Source organism: Chitinophaga ginsengisoli (genome assembly GCF_003014595.1).
GTDB classification, from domain to species: domain Bacteria; phylum Bacteroidota; class Bacteroidia; order Chitinophagales; family Chitinophagaceae; genus Chitinophaga; species Chitinophaga ginsengisoli.
Genome location: NZ_PYGK01000012.1, coordinates 24,147 through 41,840, shown reverse-complemented (window position 1 = coordinate 41,840; position 17,694 = coordinate 24,147). Strand labels below are relative to the sequence as shown.

Below are 17,694 nucleotides of genomic sequence, written 5' to 3'. Positions count from 1 at the left end.
TATTTATGCTTAAGTTATTCAAATCAGTTTTTGGAGTAATGACCATACAGCTGCTGACTGTAACAGCTGTCTATTCGCAGGAGACTACTTTTCATCCCGACAAACATTGGGTATGCGTCAGCCAGACCGGCTATAACAGTAATGCGCCCAAAAGATTTACAGCGCCGACAGCCATGCAGGGAACGGCTGATTTTTATATTACAGCCGAAGGAAGTAACACACCGTTATACAAAGGGAAAATGGTGAAAGGCGTGGGAGATTTTACTGGTTTCAAGCCAGCTGATATTCACCAGTCATATGTAGTGCATGTGAAAGGGGGGACCTTGCCGGAAGGCGTGTCCTATCCTTTTAAGATAGCGCCTTACCTGATTGAGAAAGAGGGATTGCATCCTTCCGTCTGGTTTATGAACGATACCAGGAGTATTACAGGAACGCATCATTCTGCCTATGGTGGTTGTCCGTGGAGAGATGGGACTTACTACTCTTATGAGATTCCCTCCCTGATCTGGATGTATCTCTCCAATCCGGCAGTATACGATGCGATGCCTGCCACCATCTCATATGATAGTCTGAAGACAATAGTGATGAGTCCTGACTATAAGCTGGTGAAATCGCCCAATGATGAAACAGCGATGGATGCAGCCAGGAAGTATTTTACTACCATTGAAAAGCCTATCGGCGATCATATACCAGATGTGATCATGGACCTGCACTGGGGAGTAGGTTATTACATGGTGAATCCTGAAACGAGGGATCCCAGTAAGGACCCGCTGCCTCGCCAGTTACATCCGCAGACGCTGGCACAGCTGGCCTTCTTCCTGTATGCTTATCCTTACCTGGATAAATGGTTCTCCCATAGCTTTTATGAGAACGTGTCTCAATTTGTACGACAGCACTGGACGCAGGTAGGATTACTGGATATTCAACGGGAAATAGGAACCTCCAAAGGTCGGCATGCACCGGGTTTCTCTGTGCTGCCTAACCTGCTGATGTACGAGGTGGCAGAGCGGGAGCATTGGCCGGAAGCGGAGGATTATAAGAAGGCTGCTAACAAACAAACTACCTGGATGGTTGATTCTCTTTCCTTGCAGGACCCCCTGGTAACAAAGGGACAGCGTATGAGTGAACATATGCTGATGTCGGGAATAGCCATGTACCAATTACAATATGGAGACCAGGCGCCTGCAGGGCTCCGGAAGAAAATTGCTGAGTGGGCGGACATTGTAATCAGCAGGTCCAATAATGCCTGGGATTTCAGGAGATATGATCTGGACAGTAACTGGACAGTGCCGGAATTTAATGAAGTAGGGAATGTGGCTGGTTTTCCTGCATCGGCACTGCTGGCCGCTGCCATCATTAAAGATATGCCGAAGAAGCAACGGCTGGAGCAGATAGGTTTTGCGCATTTTGACAATCTGTATGGCCGCAATCCGCTGAACGCACATGCTGCCCATCACCCGGAAAATGGATTCAGTGGTATATCCAAAGGGTATCCCAGAGGTTATATGGAGGACGCCTGCGCCAGACTGGAGCTCTCCCGTGGTTCTATCAGCTGCCTGCCGGGAACAGAAATGTATCCCTTCAATCCATTGGCGAATGACAGGCACCTGGAAGGGTGGGTGAATCACAATACTGCCTGGAATATGAGCCTGGCTGTATTGAGCTGGTATGACAATCGCCCGCAGTCTTTCGAAAAGAAAAAAGACGGTCTGTATATCAGCTGGCAGGCACCGGTGACGAACAGTAATACCTTACCGCTGACCGTGTATGTGAACGGCGTAAAGAAAGGCATCGTATCCGCGGTAGCGGAAAACAATAGTATGACCTTTAAAGGGAAGCTGCGTACAAACCAGGAAGGGCTGGTACTCGATAGCGGAACAGTGCCTGTCCACAAAGATGACCGTATCACAGTGGGTTATGGCTATGGCTTCCTGGAGCGGCAGATGGCATTGAAATGGTAATAGTTGCGGATAAATATATTTCTTTAACAGGAAAATATGTCTACTTTTAAGAGAAGCAAGTCATACAATCGTGAATGTAATCTTCTCTGCCAACGTCAGGCGTATCAATGTATTTACCGGGTGGACAATCATATTCAGTCTTTTTGCAGGCGGTCAGGTGTCTGCGCAGAAAAAAGCGCCTGTTGATTATGTAGATCCTTTTATCGGCACTGCAAAAAGCAGTGTGTTTACCAAATGGGGAAGTGAGGGCGGGACTTATCCCGGTGCAGTAGCGCCCTGGGGATATATTCAGCTGACGCCTGAAACCCGGAGTGGAAACGTCGGAGGGTATGATTACAGTAGAAAGGCGATTAGCTTTTTCACTTGTCTGGGGCATAACAGTGGTTTCCCCGGTGGGTCTACAGGAGTACTGCAGGTGATGCCAGTTGCCAATGGTACTGCATTCCGGCTGGTGGATTATCAACGGGCATTTTCGCATGCAGATGAAAAGGCTTCCCCGGGATATTATAGTGTACTGTTCAGGGATAATAATACCCTTGTGGAAGTTACGGCCAGTGAGCGTACGGGTATGTTCCGTTTTACGTTCGCTGCGCATAGTGTACCACAAATATTTATAAATGACGGTGATCCGTTCAATGCTGCTTTCCATTTTAGTGAACCCTATCTGGAGAAGCAGCCCGTAACCGGTGGATACCTGGTGAAGTTTGCGGCAGGTGAAAAGACTAAGCAGATCATCCTGCATGTAAGTGTTTCGAATGTAAGTAAAGAAAGTGCAGAAAGGAATATTGCTGCAGAAGGGGCGGTTAGTTTTGACCAGTTAAGACAGGATACCCGTCAGAAATGGGCGAAGGTCTTGTCTGTTGTGGATATAGTTGATAAGAACGAAGCTAATAAGACCATCTTCTATACTGCCTTATACCATGCCATGTTAATGCCATGGATCATCTCTGATGTAGATGGTAATTACAGAGAAAGGGATGGAAAGGTGCATATGGTAAGCGGTCGTGCGGCATATGGCGGCTTCTCTCCATGGGATACTTTCCGTTCCCTGCATCCTTTATTGAGTCTGTTGTACCCGGAAAAGCAGCGGGATATGGTGTTGTCTATGCTGGACATTTATCAGCAGACAGGTTATCTGCCTATAGAGAGCATGACAGGTAACCATGCGGTGCCCATCATCGTGGATTCCTACCTGAAAGGAGTACCTGGTATTGACAGTGCGCTGGCATATGCTGCTATGAAGAAGAGTATTGTGGATACGCCATTTATACAAAATGATCTGGCTGTGTTCCAGCAAAACGGATATATCCCTTTCTCTTATCCTGAATCTGTTACACGTACGGTGGAATATGCCTATGACGACTGGGCGCTGGCGGAGTTTGCAGGACAGATCATGCATAATGACCATGATCAGCAATTGCTGATGAAGAGGAGTTACCAGTACCGGAATCTATTTCATCCGCAGGACATGTTCACGTTACCACGCCAGGGAAATGAGTTTAAAACGGAACCGGGCAATACCGGTTATAAGGAAGGCGACAAATGGGTGTATTCCTATTTTGCACCGCAGCATACAAGAGACCTGGTGAACCTGATGGGTGGCGATAAACTTTTCACTGAACGCCTGGATACAGCCATGAGCCATGGTCATATTACATTTGACAACGAGACGGTGTTTCATGTACCTTATCTGTTTAATGCTGCCAATGCGCCCCATAAAACACAGCAATGGGTGAGGAATATTATGCAGACGAGATTTAAGGCAACACCTGGTGGATTACCGGGGAATGATGACCTGGGATCTACTTCCAGCTGGTATGTGCTGAGTGCCATGGGTATTTATCCTGTCTGTCCCGGATGGCCGGAATATACCGTTGGTGTGCCTGCTTTTGATACCCTGCGTATTCACCTGCAGCACGGCAGGGACTTCGTCATAAAACGTACACATGTGCAGTATCCTTATATAAAATCGCTGACCATCAATCATCGTCCTTACAGCAAGATTAGCATACCGCATGCACTGATCGCGCAGGGTGGTGAGATGGTATTTGACATGGATGCGTCTCCTGCAAATAAGTGGCTGGTGCGGGATACCAGTGGACGGTCATATTTTGAGATCCTTCATCCCTCAGTTGCTGTCAGCAAGGTGGAACCGAATGATCCTTTCTATGTGCGGTTCTCTGTGCAGAATAAGGGTAGTCTCGGCACTAAAAGGGTGGAGCTGCTGGTGGATGGAAAAGTATATGGGGCTAAGAATTGCATGGCAGGACAGGGGGAAACAGTAACTGATTCGATCCCTTGCCGCCTTTACCGTTTGGGCAATGCACATATTACATTGAATGGAGAGCATGCGATGACCGTACAGGTGAACAAGCCTGATCACGCGTTACCTGCTGGTCCTGAGATAAAAGACCTGATGCTGCAGGCGCTTGTCAGGAAAGGAGACAAGCAGCAGGTGGCGTTTACTGTACAGAATACCGGCTGGATGCCCCGTACTTTCCTGGTGCCGCTAAAACTGGACAAGCAGGTGCTGATGACGGAAAAGATCACCCTGGAGCCGGGACAGGAGAAAACGCTTTCCCGGGAGTTTCCTATGGCGAAGGAAGGCTGGCATACTGTAAGTATTGCGGATGTAGCGCAAAGATGTAAGGTATATACAGTAAATAAAGATGCTGTCCTGCTGGATCTGTCAACAGCCGGGCTGTCTGGCCATCTTTTGTCAGATAGTTCTGGTCTGGGGAATCACGGACATATTTTGGGAGACGGCGGTCATAAGGAGTCCGGTAAATTATTGCTGGGAAAGGACTGTTATGTAGAGGTGTCTAATGCCCGCAGCCTGGATGTGATGGGAACGACTATTACCATGATGGCATGGGTATATCCTACAACTACAACTTATGGACTGGTAGATATCTTTACCAAGGGGGATACACATGTACTGCAGGTTGCTGATGGCAGAACACTGACCTTCTTTGCAGGCGGTTGGGGAAGAGGTGATGTTACGGTACCATTGCCTGATAACTGGAAAGACCATTGGCATCATATTGCTGGCGTTTGTGATGGAGACAGCCTGAAGATATATATCGATGGAGAGCTGAAAGGGTTTACAATACCTGAAGGGCATGCAAATTTATCTGTGTCAAATAAATGGACGCTGGGCAGGAATGAGGAGTTTCCTTTTCAAAGGATATTCAATGGGTATATGGATGAAGCGAAAGTGTTTGCTACACCACTATCCGGCGAAGATATAAAGGAGATATATCATGGAAGTGCCTACAGGAAGAAGTAATCACCCTGATCATAAAAGCAGGAAGCCTCGTATAAATACGGGGCTTCCTGCTTTTGTATTATAATATCTGCCATCGTTAGAAATAAACGTCTTCATTGCCAACAAAGGTAGTATCCGTCAGTTCTATCAGCGGTTTTATGATTGTTGGTTCAGGCATTGTGACATTAATAGTGGTCAGGGAATTACGCTTAGGTGTTAAATACTTTTCACCTAGCGTAACGATGCTACCATTTATCTTCTGCCACTTCAGGGTAAGATGTATTTTTTCGTTGCCCAGATCATCACCAAATCTGAAAGCATTAGCCGTATAGACATGCATACCGCTTGAAATGTTTTCAGGGAAGAAATACTGCGACTTCATCAGGCTGTCATATTCCGCGATCAGCATCCCTTCCTTAAAGTTCGTTGACTGGTATTGAATACCGAAACTGATCCTTTTCATCGGGATATCTACAGCTGTCGCAGTATCGCCTACTGTTAGAGTCGTAGTGGAGAAATAACTGTCAAGCTCTGAATAGTAGTAGTTCTCCTGATCTCCTGAAAAGAGATCACGACGAAGAGTGATATTAGACATAGCTGACATAAAAGCGGGGTCCAGTACCCAGGGTGAATTGGCAACCTGATCGCCGTATTCAAGATCATTCATCAGCCTTCTGTTGAAAGGAGAATAAAAGTACTGGTAGCCGCCAGCCATGCCAGCTGTATACAGGCCAAGACCGGTTCCTCTTTTCATTACCGCAACATTGATGGTCTGGGTAGAATTTTTAGGTACCTGCAAGGTAATTGTACCTAATCTGTCGAATAGTCCCTGTGCATAAGGTGTTGAACCATTGCGTACATCTACCACATAAATGGTGCTGTCATACATATCTCTTGTCGCCGTATTGATACCCGCTTTCCTGCCGTTCATCGGGGTTTCTACGGTACTGATACCACCGAGGTGTATGCTTAACTTTACAGTTTCTACAGGTGATGATGGGGTAGGGGTAGTATCCTGTGATTTTTTACAGGAATAGCACAGGCTGATAGCCAGGCTGCATATAAGTATAATTGATTTGTTTCTTAAGTTCATGGGTAAAGGTTTCCTGTTATAAGTTGATGGTTTCTGAGCTGGTCCAGTCAGTGTCTGTGAGTGTTATATTCAGGCCATTGTTGACTGTATTGATGGTTGTCGGTAATGTGACATTTACCGTTACCATGTGGTTTCTGGCTGGTGGAAGCAATTCCTTTTCACCCAGGGTAATAACAGTGCCATCTGCTCTTTGCCACTTGAGTACAAACAAGATCCGTTCCCATGAAGTAACCAGATCACCTCTGCGGAAATCATCAGCAGTATAGATGCGCAGGCTGCTGCTGATATCTTCAGGTGTAAAAGTCTGCGTTCGCATTGAGTTCTCATATGCCACGATCAGTTTACCATCAGTGAAGTTAATAGCGTTAAACCTGATACCAAATACCGCTCTTTTTAACGGGAGGGTTAGCAGTTGGGAAGTATCTGCTTTTACATTGGCTGTGCCTATGTAAGTGTCCATCTCTGGAAAGAATGCGCTGGTTATTGAGACAGTGTCTTCGCCGAAGAGAGCAGTGCGGGTCAGGTCTGCCAGGAAGTTCACATTCGTTGCAGGCCTCATTTTGTTTTGCAGGCTCCTGTATAATGGTTTGTCGAAGATCTGGCCATAACCGTCGGCCAGGGTATAATACAATCCGAAGCCGGTTCCTCTCTTGAATGCGGCGGCTGTTATTATAAAGCTCGAATCTGTCGGCAATTCGATCTTTATATTATCCGGGTTGTTAAATATTCCGGAGGCGTATGGCGTTAAATCGGGCGTGCGGACATCTATCGCATAGATAGTACTATCTCGCAATGTTTTAGCCAGTACATAGTTGTGCAGTTGCCTGCCACCGGGTAAGGTAGACTCACTGGTCTTGAGTTCTCCACCGAGGACGACGCTGACAATTTTTTTACCTGCCGGAAGTGGTGCGGGCTGCACCGGGGCTTGATCAAGGGCTGCTTTGTTGCAGGAATAGGAAATAATTGTAGTTGCCAGGCAACAAACAATTAGTGCGGGTCTACATTTCATTGTATAGGTTTGTGGGTTAAATTTTAACGACGCTAATCTATACAGGATTTTTGAAACGGCCAACTTTCAGTAGAGCCGTTTGGTATATATGAGTGATTATACTGTGTTTTTGATGAAAAAAAGTTTTTGGTAACAGCGTCAATTTATTTACGCTAATACAAACCTGTATCCCACCCCTTTTATCGTCAGGATCTGTAGATTTTCATCCTCTTTCAGATGCACCCGTAACCGGGTAATATATACATCCAGATTCCGGCTGTTAAAGAAAGAATCATGTCCCCAGAGCAGGTCCAGTATGTCTTTCCTGTCAATGATGCCATTGCGTTTTTCGTATAACAGTTTCAGCAGCTCACTTTCCTTATACGACAGTTTTTTTTCTTCGCGACCACTGGCAAGTATCTGGCGATTGGCATAGAAGCGGAACCTTCCGATAGCAATATGATCAGTGGGAGAAGAAGTTGTTCCTGCAGGTTTACGCAACACATTGTCAATACGCACGATCAGTTCTTCCATACTGAAAGGTTTACGGATATAATCATTACCGCCCAGCGTAAAACCTTTTACAAGATCTTCTGTCTGCGTTTTAGCTGTCAGGAACAGGATAGGAACGCCCGGGTCAATGGCCCGGATCTCTTCTGCAACTTCAAACCCGTCTTTGTTAGGCAGCATGATATCGAGCACGCATACGGCGGGATTGCTCTGTTTGAATACAGCCAATACATTCGCCCCGTCACTTTCCATGACTACTTCAAATCCTCTCCGCTGGAGGCTTTCTTTTACAATCTTGCCTAGCGATGGTTCATCTTCAACGTATAGAATCTTTGTTTTCACCTTAGAGCATTTTACGCCTGATCTGGCGGTTTTTATCGTAATAAATGACAGGCGCTTCTACAAAGGGAAGTTTTACAGAGAAGGTGCTACCCTTACTCAGTTCACTTTCTACTTCTATGAAGCCCATATGTCTTTGCACAATATGTGATACATAACTCAATCCCAGGCCATAACCTTTAATGTTATGCCGGTTCCCGTTGGGAATACGGAAGAACTTCTCAAATATTTTTCCTTTGTACTCTTTTGCAATGCCCACCCCATTGTCTGTTATGCATATTTCCAGGTATTGGCCATGATCAAGAATATGAACAAGTATCTCCGGATCGTTGACGCTGTATTTGAGAGCATTGTCCAGCAGGTTGTATAATACACTTGTGATGTGCAGTTTATCTGCCGTAATAATGAAATTATGCCCGCTTGTTTTGATGCTGGTATGTGCGTGGTGTTTCTCAAACTGTAGTCTCATGGATTCCATGACACTTTTAGCCAGTGTTCTGAGATCAAATTGTTCTTTATTTAAAGTGATCTCCTGGTTTTCGAACATGGATAGTTTCAGCACTTTATCTACGAGTAATCCCAGGCGCTGCATTTCATTAGCGGATATCTCGAGATATTCGTGGGTGGTTGCCCTGTCCTCCAGTGCGTCAAAGCTCCTTAAAGCTTCGATAGCTACACTCACGGTGGCAATGGGTGTTTTCAGTTCATGGGTAATATTGCTGATAAAATCATTCTTTAGTTGCGCCAGCTTCCGTTGCTGCTTCAGGTTCCTGTAGAGCAAAAGGAAGGAGAGGATTGTTATGCCCAGTAAGAGTACAGAAATAAGGATAGGCTGGCTGATACGTTGCAGCAGGTACCAGGTGTTATTACCAAAAAGTAGCTTATAGCTAATTGGTTTTGTGAAACCAATGGTTACTATATTACCATCGGGATCGTTCGGAAAGGGCATTACTTCATCCCGGAGAGTATCGAAAGGAACTGTATAAATGGTGAATGGCATGTTTATTTTCTCTCTCTTCAGTGTCTGGCTGTAAAGGTTACTGATCTCTTTTACTGTAATAGAATCGCGGAGCGAATCTACGCCGGCCAGAAAGTCGACAACCCTGACACGGGGAACAACCCTCCGGTCATCGTACGTCGCATTGAGTGAATCGTGAAAAACGCGATTGCTCTTTACGGCCATAAGTACTTTCTGATTTGACGCCCGGGCAACGCCGGCAGAATCTCTCAGGCGTTCCTGCAATACGTTGGTGATGCGTGTGACTCCCTGCCGGTCATCTACCGTGATACGAATACCGGAGTCGAGCTTGAGCTTGGAGGCCTGCAGGTGAAAAAGCGTTTCCCGGAAAAGTATATTGGTACGGGTGGAGAATAAGTTTTTCTCTTCCTGGTAGTTCTTGTTCAGCCAGTATACCTGAAATACCGTGATTACCAGTATCGTCAGTGCGATCAGGAAGATAGTGACTGGTATGGAAAGTTTATATCGCATGATATATATAGCTGTTATACGGAATAGTGGATGCTCACCATGGAACAAATGTATCATTTCCTTTGCCGTCGCGTTAGAAACATTAACTTAAATTAACATTAAATCAAGTCATGTTAACCTGTGTTGCGGGAAGATCTGGATAGCTTTATTTCCATAAAAGTACATAGCATGAAAAAGATAATTTTTACGATCTCCCTGGGTCTGGCGGTTATAGCAGTCAACGGTCAGCAAAAGCAGGGTAAGGTATTGTATACGCGCACAACACAGATAATGATGGACATTCTTACGTCATCAGAACCCGAACAGCAGTTGCTTCCACGTACACATACCAGCAAACTGGAAGTACTATTCGGGAATGATCAGTGCCTGCGCCGTAGTGTGGAGGAAGACAGGCCAGAGGTCGAGGAAGGTGGCGGCATGCGGATTGTTACAATGGAAGCAGGGACAGACGATCTGACCTATGTGAATCTCATGACCGGCCAGGTAGTAGCGCAGCGCGAGTTTGGGGCGAAGAACTATATTGTGGCAGATAGTGTCCATAAACTGAACTGGAAACTGACCGGAAAAACGACTACTATCCTCAATTATCCTTGTCAGCAGGCGGTGGCCCAATTGATCGGTAAACGGTCCTCGATGAGGTTGGAAAACGGAGAGATGAAAATGAAAGATGAAGCCGATACGTCGGAGATTGTTGCCTGGTTCACGCTGTCTGTTCCGGTATCCGCTGGTCCCGAACACCCCGGACAGTTACCGGGCCTTATACTGGGTATGGACATCAAAAACGGCCGCATTGTGTATAAAGCGGAGGAAATATCCGAAAAGGTGGAGCTGACAGCCATCAAGCCACCATCCAAAGGTAAAAAGGTTACTGAGAAGGAATTTGAAGGGGAGCGGGATAAAATATTTGCAGAAATGCAACGTAATAACGGCGGCAGAGTGAGAAGAATGGAATTTGATCACTAAATCAAAGGTGATTAAACCGGCCCCGTTTCCGCGAGGAAATGGGGCTTTTTTTTGTGTAGCCCCATTTCCTGTTCCTCCCGACTTCCGACCCCATATGTTGGTTTTAGTCAATTTTCGGTCCCAGCCTTGTCTAATTCACGGACGATTATGTCTGGTTTACGGTATCTGTGATTTGCGTTGAACCTGCGTCCATCTACTTTTGTTATGCAGGGCAAGCAAATGGGTAGAATGGTAAACAACTTGACAACGTTAATTGAAAATACTATGAACAAGAGAACAAACTTTGGCCGTCGTTTTTTAGGAGCGATTTTGATCTTCGCAGCATTAGGACTGAGCAATTTAAATACAGCACAGGCACAGCACAGACAGGCATCTGCTATTGAGAGCAGTACTGCAACTACAGCTAGCAACACATCATTTGATCATATCAGACAAATTAAGGCAGGTGTACTTGACGTCGGTTATGTAGAGGCAGGGCCTGCTGACGGCGAGCCTGTTATCCTTCTCCATGGCTGGCCATATGATATCTATAGCTATAAAGAAGTATCAGACATACTGGCTGCCAAAGGCTTCAGGGTATTAATCCCTTATCTGCGCGGTTATGGTACCACACGTTTCCTTTCTGCAGCAACACCCCGTAACGGACAACAATCCGTAGTGGCAGTAGATATCATTGCCTTTATGGATGCATTGAAGATTAAGAAAGCAGTGGTAGGGGGATTCGATTGGGGCGCCCGTACTGCAGATATCATGGCGGCCTTGTGGCCTGAACGCGTAAAAGGCCTGGTATCTGTAAGTGGTTATCTGATCGGCAGCCAACAGGCTAACAAGGCACCGCTGCCTCCTAAGGCGGAACTGTTATGGTGGTATCAGTTCTACTTCGCAACAGAACGTGGTCGTGCCGGATATGCCGCTAATACCCGCGATTTTAATAAGCTGATCTGGCAGCTGGCATCCCCAACATGGCACTTCAGTGATAGCACTTACAATCAGTCAGCCACTGCGTTTGATAATCCTGACCATGTACAGATCGTTATTGACAATTACCGCTGGAGGCTGGGCCTGACCAAAGGAGAAGCAAAGTATGATGAACTGGAAAAGAAACTGGCTACCGGTCCTGCTATTACAATACCAAGTGTGACCCTTGAGGGGGATGCCAATGGTGCTCCTCATCCTGATCCTGCTGCATATGCGGCTAAATTTAAAGGCAAATACGCACATCATACCATCACTGGCGGTATAGGTCATAATCTTCCGCAGGAAGCGCCGCAGGCATTCGCAGATGCCATTATTGAGGTGAACAACTTCGCTAAATAGTACGATATACAGCGTGAGCAGTGAATTGGCCTGAAAGTTGGCGGACTTTCAACAGGCGGGGGCTGACCTTTTGGTCAGCCCTTTTTGGTGTATAGGAAGTGTATTCCTAGCGCCGCATCATCAGTATACCGTCTCGTGCTGTCCTGGCGGTAGATGTTTTAGTGAGGTTGTAAGTAAAGCTCAGCAGGAAGAACCGTTGCAGGGTCTTTGTCCGGCTGTCTTCAATATAGTTCTGGTTGCTGCTGCGATTGACGCCGATGTTCCTGTTCAGCAGGTCATTGACACTCAGTTTTAGTTCTCCCCGGTTAAAACGCGGGAACTGGCGGCTAAAGGAGGCATTCCACAATGGAATATTGGTGTTGAAGCCAGCTGCACGATGGCTGTTGAGTGTGTACGTAAAGTTTGTACTCAGCTGAAAATTGGCCGGTAGCTGCCAGTATACCTCGCCTTCGTACTGCTGGGAAAAATAGTTGGTATTGAGGGCAGATTGAAGGGAATAGACAGTGTTGTAGTAATTGAATCCCGCGTTGAAGGAGATGTCCAGTTTGTCAGTCGGGGAGAGGTCCATACGCATCGCGGGGCCTAGCGTAAAGGTGCGGATGGTGTTAGATACCGTATTGATGAACTGTTCCGTTTTACTATATCCCATATTGTTGTTGAAATTGATGGTGCCTTTTAATGCACGCAGCGGGAATCCCCAATTAATGGAGCCGGTCATATTGTATGCGCCGTTTACGTTCACCGGCATGGTATGTTTGACACCCGAAGAATCCACCATATGTGCATCCACTATCTTGTTCTGCGTTTCCTGCAGGTTGAAGAAGGCAAAGAGGTTTTTGTTCCTGAATGGATCGACCGACATATAGTTCAGCTGTACCGCATGCGTAAATTCCTGTTTCAGGTAGGGATTACCATCGCGGATATTCAAGGGGTCCGAAATATCAGGAACGGGTTGTAACTGCGATACACTTGGCTGATTGGTGAGGGCGGCATAGTTGATGCCAAGATGCCGGTAACGGGTGAAATCGTATTTGAACCGGAGTGATGGCAGTATGTTGGTGAAGGTCTTACGGATAACCGAATCTTTTATACCTGCGATGATGTTTCCTTCCAGGGTCGCATACTGCCAGTTAAGTCCTGCGGCGAGGCTGAACTTATTCTGTTTCGTGCGGAAGCGGATGCCTGCGTTGGTATAGCCATACGTGTTTTCGAAGTTATTGGTCAGGTCTTCATTCAAGCGGTCAAATTTCCCCGTCTGACTATTATAGTCATAGGTTGTTTTATCTGAGCTGCTGCTGGTATTACTACGGCTAAGGCTTAATTCCAGCAGGGAGCGTTTGAAAAGCGGTTCTGTGTAGACTGCGCGGAGTGCATAACTTTTAAGATCGCTTTGCGTGTTGTTGATCTGGTTGATAGAGTCATAATCCGGCTGAGAGGCACCATGATTATAGAAATGATTGGCTGAAAACAGGCTGCCCTTATTTTCGCTGTTGTTCAGGCTAGTTTGCAGCCCCAGTGAAAAGGTCCTGCCTTGTAGCGGAAATCTTTTCCGGAATAGTATGTCGTTACGGAAGTTGGTGCCATGTCCGGCAGATGAGTTATCACTGAATCCCTGGTTCGCCGGTTGTTTGTCTCCCCAAAGCGTTTCATAGGTGCTGTGGCTTTTATTCCGGGCTTCCTGGTAACCGGCGGAAGACGATATTTTGAGTGAATGGAAGGAGTCTATGGCGATGTCGGCCCCAAGGTTCACACGGTGACTATTGTTCAGGTTATCGCTGGTAGAATATTGGTTATAGAAATAGGAAGAATCGGGCAGAAAATACTGGCGTTGCACACTGCTCTCCCTGTAAGGATTGTAACGGTTGTAAAAGTAACTGCCGGTAAGGTCGGTTTTATTACCGATGATGTTATTGTAATTGATCCCACCTCCCCAGATGGTTTTGATGCCGTTATTGCTGCCTGTTCCTGTTAAGGCGCTGACAGGATTATCCGCGTTAATAGCGAAGCTGGCATTCCCACCTCCCTGACGCATGCGGTCCAGTTCTCCGCTGAAGTTCATAAGGTCCATAAAAGAAAAGCCTTCCGCATTGGTATTATTGCCCAGGCCAATAACAGAAAGCTGTCTGGCGCCTTTGAAGGAGTTGATATTAAAACGCCCTTCGTACCTGTCGTTGGTACCCCCACCTGCATTTGCCTTACCGAACATGCCTTTCCTCTTATCCTGTTTAAGTTTAAGGTTAATGGTCTTTTCGCTGTTGCCATCATCAAAGCCGGTTAACTGGGCAGCATCACTCAGGCGGTCATATACCTGCACCTTATCAATAGCATCTGCAGGCAGGTTTTTGGTAGCCACTTTAGGATCGGTACCGAAAAATTCCTTGCCATCCACCAGCACCCGGTTGACTTTCTGTCCCTGGGCTTTTACGATACCATCTTTGTCCACCTGTATACCGGGCATTTTCTTTAGCAGTTGTTCTACGCTCGCATTAGGCGGTGTTTTAAACGATCCTGCGTTATATTGAACGGTATCGCCGAGGAGCGTAACAGGTGGCGCTTCAGCATTTACCTCGACTTCACTGAGTGTTCTGCTCAGGTCATGCAACAGGATATTGTTGAGGCTAATGTGAGGATTGCTGGCATTGATATTAACAGGCAGGATGGCATTATGGTATTTTATATGGGTGATCAGCAGGCGGTAATTGCCATTGGGAATGTCCGTCAGTCGAAAGGCGCCTTTATTGTCGGTCATGGTAAAGCTGACCAGGGAAGAATCTGCTTTTCTGAACAGCGTAATGGTGGCAGATGCTACCGGCTGTTCGGAAATGGTATCGGATACCGTGCCTTTAATGCTGCCGTTCCGTTGGCCATAAGCAGCGAATGTAAAACAGCAGGCGATAAGTAATAGTAAGTAGTTTTTTTGCATGATGGTAGGTACTTCGTGAATAATATGAAGGTAGATCCACCATCTGCAAAAGCAGGTTAATATGCCTTGCTTTAATGTTAAACAAGGTTAATATTTATACTCGTCCAGGGCGGCCAGTTCTTTCTCTATACGTTCCTTCCAGTGCGCCTGGGCCTGGGGCTTCAGCCCATGTAGGGTTTCTTCATCGTAAGCCCACTGGCTTTCCTTGTATATCTTGTATGTTTCGAGGAAGGTATCCGTTGATACTTTGTTAATATTGGCTGGGGTCAGTTCAGTATTGGCCAGTTGTTTCCGCAGCATTCTTGCATATACTTCACACAGGTCAAAATGCAATTGTTCATGTGCCAGCAATGCCGGTGTTTTCCGTCCGGGTCTTACACTGCTCTGGTGACAGATGAATTCATTGGTCACCACTACGCGGATGCCTGATGCATACATAGTGTCGATCCGTATACCGAAGCGGCAGGATGTTCTGGCAGCTACGTTGGTGTCCCTGTCAGGTGCGGGTGTTCCTTTGTAATCTTCCCAGCTCAGTTTACGGTCGGCGCTCCAGTCAAATTTCTGCTCATAGGCCTTTACGTTATCAACTTTATATAGCCTTGCGGTCATCTTATCACAGTCCCCTTTAAACGCCGGTTTCTTATAGCTGGTTATTTTTACGAGATTGGCGCCCTGTGCCCTGGCTACCTGCTTAAACCTGGCAATGATCTCATCGTAGGTGCAGGCTGGGGTAATGTTGGCGTCAGAGGAATTGATAACAGCTATTTTGCCATTACCGTTGTAGCGGTCGTCCGGACTAAGGACTACTACAAAAGCAGTGTCCGGAAGCGGTGCAATATGATTATCTCCCGTAAGGGTGGATAATTTGGGTGAGCAGGAGCAGATACAAACGGCGATGAATATATAAAGCAGGTGCTTCATTGCTAATGGATGATTATGACGCGAAGATACGGGATAGCAGGTAATCTTAGTCTACACATATCCCCGTTTTGTCTACGCCTTCGTTAAATAGCTGTTAAAATGGCTACTTTTGTTACTATTAGCAATGAAGGTAATACGTAATAAATATGCATTGACAGAAGGTGGAATTCATGCCCTTATCTGGGCCATGTTACTGTTTTTGCCCTATCTCGTTTCTACTTCCGCCAACGACTATAAGTTAGGTCCCATACCCGGTTTGTTCTTCACGATATCCGGGTTTATACATATGGGCATTTTTTACAGTAATGCGTTCTTTTTTTATCCCCGGCTGTGGAACCGGCAATACTGGTGGCTGTACATTCCTGCTGCCATGCTGCTCCTGTTCGCGTCGTTCCAGCTGAAGTATCATATACTGGCTTTCTGGTTCCCGGATGTATTGAAGGATATGACGGCCTACAAATTCATCTTTGGGCCTTCCGTAGGAATATTCTTTGTCAGCGTCATTTACCGCAGGGTGGCAGATAAGATCCGGTTCGAGAAAGAAAAGGAGAAAAGACGGACGGAACAGCTGTCTACAGAGTTGAAATTCCTTCGTTCGCAGATCAGTCCTCATTTCCTGTTTAACGTGCTGACCAACCTGGTTTCATTGGCCAGGAAGAAATCAGATCAGCTGGAATCTTCCCTTATTATGTTGTCAGAGCTGATGCGTTATATGCTGTATGATACGCAGGGCCGGAAGGTATCCGTAGTCAAAGAAATTGAATACCTGAAGAGTTATATAGAGTTACAGAAATTACGTTTTGGTAGTGAAGTAGTGGTGACTGTGATGATGGAAACGGAAGCCGAAACGGAGTACTATACCATAGAGCCCATGTTGCTGATCCCCTTTGTGGAAAATGCATTTAAGCATGGTGTGAATTACCTGTCAGATCCGCAGATAGATATTCAGCTATCGGTAAAGGAGGGGCAGCTTACTTTTGATGTAATGAACAGGTTTGATGCCGACACTGTCACAGGGAAGGATGAGAATTCCGGTATCGGCTTATCCAATGTAAGAACGCGGCTGGACCTGCTCTACAGGCATAAGCATACATTGCTGATCCGGGACGAAAATGGTATATTCCATATTACTTTAACTTTGGTGCTTACATGATGCGTTGTATTGCCATAGATGATGAACTGCTGGTGCGGGAATTGCTGGAAGACAGCATCCGGCAGGTGCCTTTCCTGCAGCTTGTAAAAACATGTAAGAACGCTATAGAGGCAATGGAGGTAATGCAGCAGGAACCGGTAGATCTCATCTTCCTGGATATACAGATGCCCAAACTCACGGGGCTACAGTTTTTAAGATCGCTGTCACAACCGCCGATGGTCATACTGGTGACGGCCTACGAACAGTACGCCCTGGAGGGTTTTGAACTGCGGGTGGTAGATTACCTGTTAAAGCCCTTTAGCTTTGAACGTTTTCTGAAGGCCTGTAATCATGCGTATGAATTATTCCGCCTGCAACATAAAGTAGCTGAAACGCCTAAAGACTTCTTTGTGTATGTGGAGTATGTACAGGTGAAGATTGTTGTAGCAGATATTGAGTATATAGAAGGGTTGAAGGACTATATTAAAATTTACCTTTCATCTTCCACGAAGCCTGTGCTCACCCGCATGACCATGAAAGCCATGGAGGAGAAACTGCCCCCGCCGGCATTTATACGCACGCATAAATCTTTCCTTGTGGCGGCGAAGAAGATCACTGCTGTTAAAAGAGATCTTGTTGTGATCGGTGACAAGGAAATACCTGTCAGTGAGTTCTATAAAGAGAATGTAACCCGCATACTTAATTTATCCAAAGGCTAACCCACACCCATTTTCCCGTTTTGTCGTAACACTTTCCCTTATTATCTACGCTATAAAACGCCGCGCTGCAT

General features: G+C 46.2%; 12 protein-coding genes. 6 read left to right on the top strand and 6 right to left on the bottom strand.

What is annotated here, in order from left to right; all coding sequences use genetic code 11:
• Positions 1–5: 5 nt before the first annotated feature.
• Positions 6–1,961, top strand: coding sequence for a hypothetical protein (locus tag CLV42_RS23895; RefSeq protein WP_146154467.1), 1,956 nt, complete (start codon positions 6–8; stop codon positions 1,959–1,961).
• A gap of 70 nt (positions 1,962–2,031) precedes the next feature.
• Positions 2,032–5,250, top strand: a complete 3,219-nt coding sequence (locus CLV42_RS23890) for a GH92 family glycosyl hydrolase (protein ID WP_106604449.1) — start codon at positions 2,032–2,034, stop codon at positions 5,248–5,250.
• A gap of 76 nt (positions 5,251–5,326) precedes the next feature.
• Here CLV42_RS23890 and CLV42_RS23885 read toward each other — a convergent pair whose 3' ends face one another.
• The 4 genes from CLV42_RS23885 to CLV42_RS23870 form a co-directional block, all read right to left on the bottom strand.
• Positions 5,327–6,322, bottom strand: coding sequence for a hypothetical protein (locus CLV42_RS23885; protein WP_106604448.1), 996 nt, complete (start codon positions 6,320–6,322; stop codon positions 5,327–5,329).
• Between the two features lie 16 nt (positions 6,323–6,338).
• Entirely contained in the window at positions 6,339–7,331 is a 993-nt protein-coding gene (locus CLV42_RS23880) for a hypothetical protein (RefSeq protein WP_106604447.1), read from the bottom strand.
• Between the two features lie 147 nt (positions 7,332–7,478).
• Complete coding sequence (locus CLV42_RS23875) at positions 7,479–8,162, bottom strand: response regulator transcription factor (RefSeq protein WP_106604446.1); 684 nt, start codon at positions 8,160–8,162, stop codon at positions 7,479–7,481.
• A 1-nt stretch (position 8,163) separates the two neighbouring features.
• A complete protein-coding gene (locus CLV42_RS23870) occupies positions 8,164–9,648 on the bottom strand; it encodes a sensor histidine kinase (protein WP_170117625.1) in 1,485 nt (494 codons plus the stop codon).
• A gap of 168 nt (positions 9,649–9,816) precedes the next feature.
• On the opposite strand from CLV42_RS23870, the gene CLV42_RS23865 reads away from it, so the two are divergent.
• Positions 9,817–10,611: a GLPGLI family protein gene (locus CLV42_RS23865; protein ID WP_106604444.1), complete on the top strand. Its 795-nt coding sequence runs from the start codon at positions 9,817–9,819 to the stop codon at positions 10,609–10,611.
• Positions 10,612–10,875: 264 nt separating this feature from the next.
• Positions 10,876–11,928 (top strand): alpha/beta fold hydrolase, encoded by a 1,053-nt coding sequence (locus CLV42_RS23860; protein WP_106604599.1) that lies wholly within the window; start codon positions 10,876–10,878, stop codon positions 11,926–11,928.
• Between the two features lie 106 nt (positions 11,929–12,034).
• Here CLV42_RS23860 and CLV42_RS23855 read toward each other — a convergent pair whose 3' ends face one another.
• On the bottom strand, positions 12,035–14,851 hold the full coding sequence (locus CLV42_RS23855) for an outer membrane beta-barrel protein (RefSeq protein WP_106604443.1): 2,817 nt from the start codon (positions 14,849–14,851) through the stop codon (positions 12,035–12,037).
• 87 nt (positions 14,852–14,938) lie between these two features.
• Positions 14,939–15,772 (bottom strand): hypothetical protein, encoded by an 834-nt coding sequence (locus CLV42_RS23850; protein ID WP_106604442.1) that lies wholly within the window; start codon positions 15,770–15,772, stop codon positions 14,939–14,941.
• A 124-nt stretch (positions 15,773–15,896) separates the two neighbouring features.
• On the opposite strand from CLV42_RS23850, the gene CLV42_RS23845 reads away from it, so the two are divergent.
• The gene (locus CLV42_RS23845; protein WP_106604441.1) at positions 15,897–16,925 is read left to right on the top strand and encodes a sensor histidine kinase; all 1,029 of its coding nucleotides are present in this window, start codon (positions 15,897–15,899) and stop codon (positions 16,923–16,925) included.
• The gene (locus CLV42_RS23840; protein ID WP_106604440.1) at positions 16,922–17,623 is read left to right on the top strand and encodes a LytR/AlgR family response regulator transcription factor; all 702 of its coding nucleotides are present in this window, start codon (positions 16,922–16,924) and stop codon (positions 17,621–17,623) included. Before CLV42_RS23845 ends, CLV42_RS23840 begins: the two co-directional genes overlap by 4 nt.
• Positions 17,624–17,694: the final 71 nt, after the last annotated feature.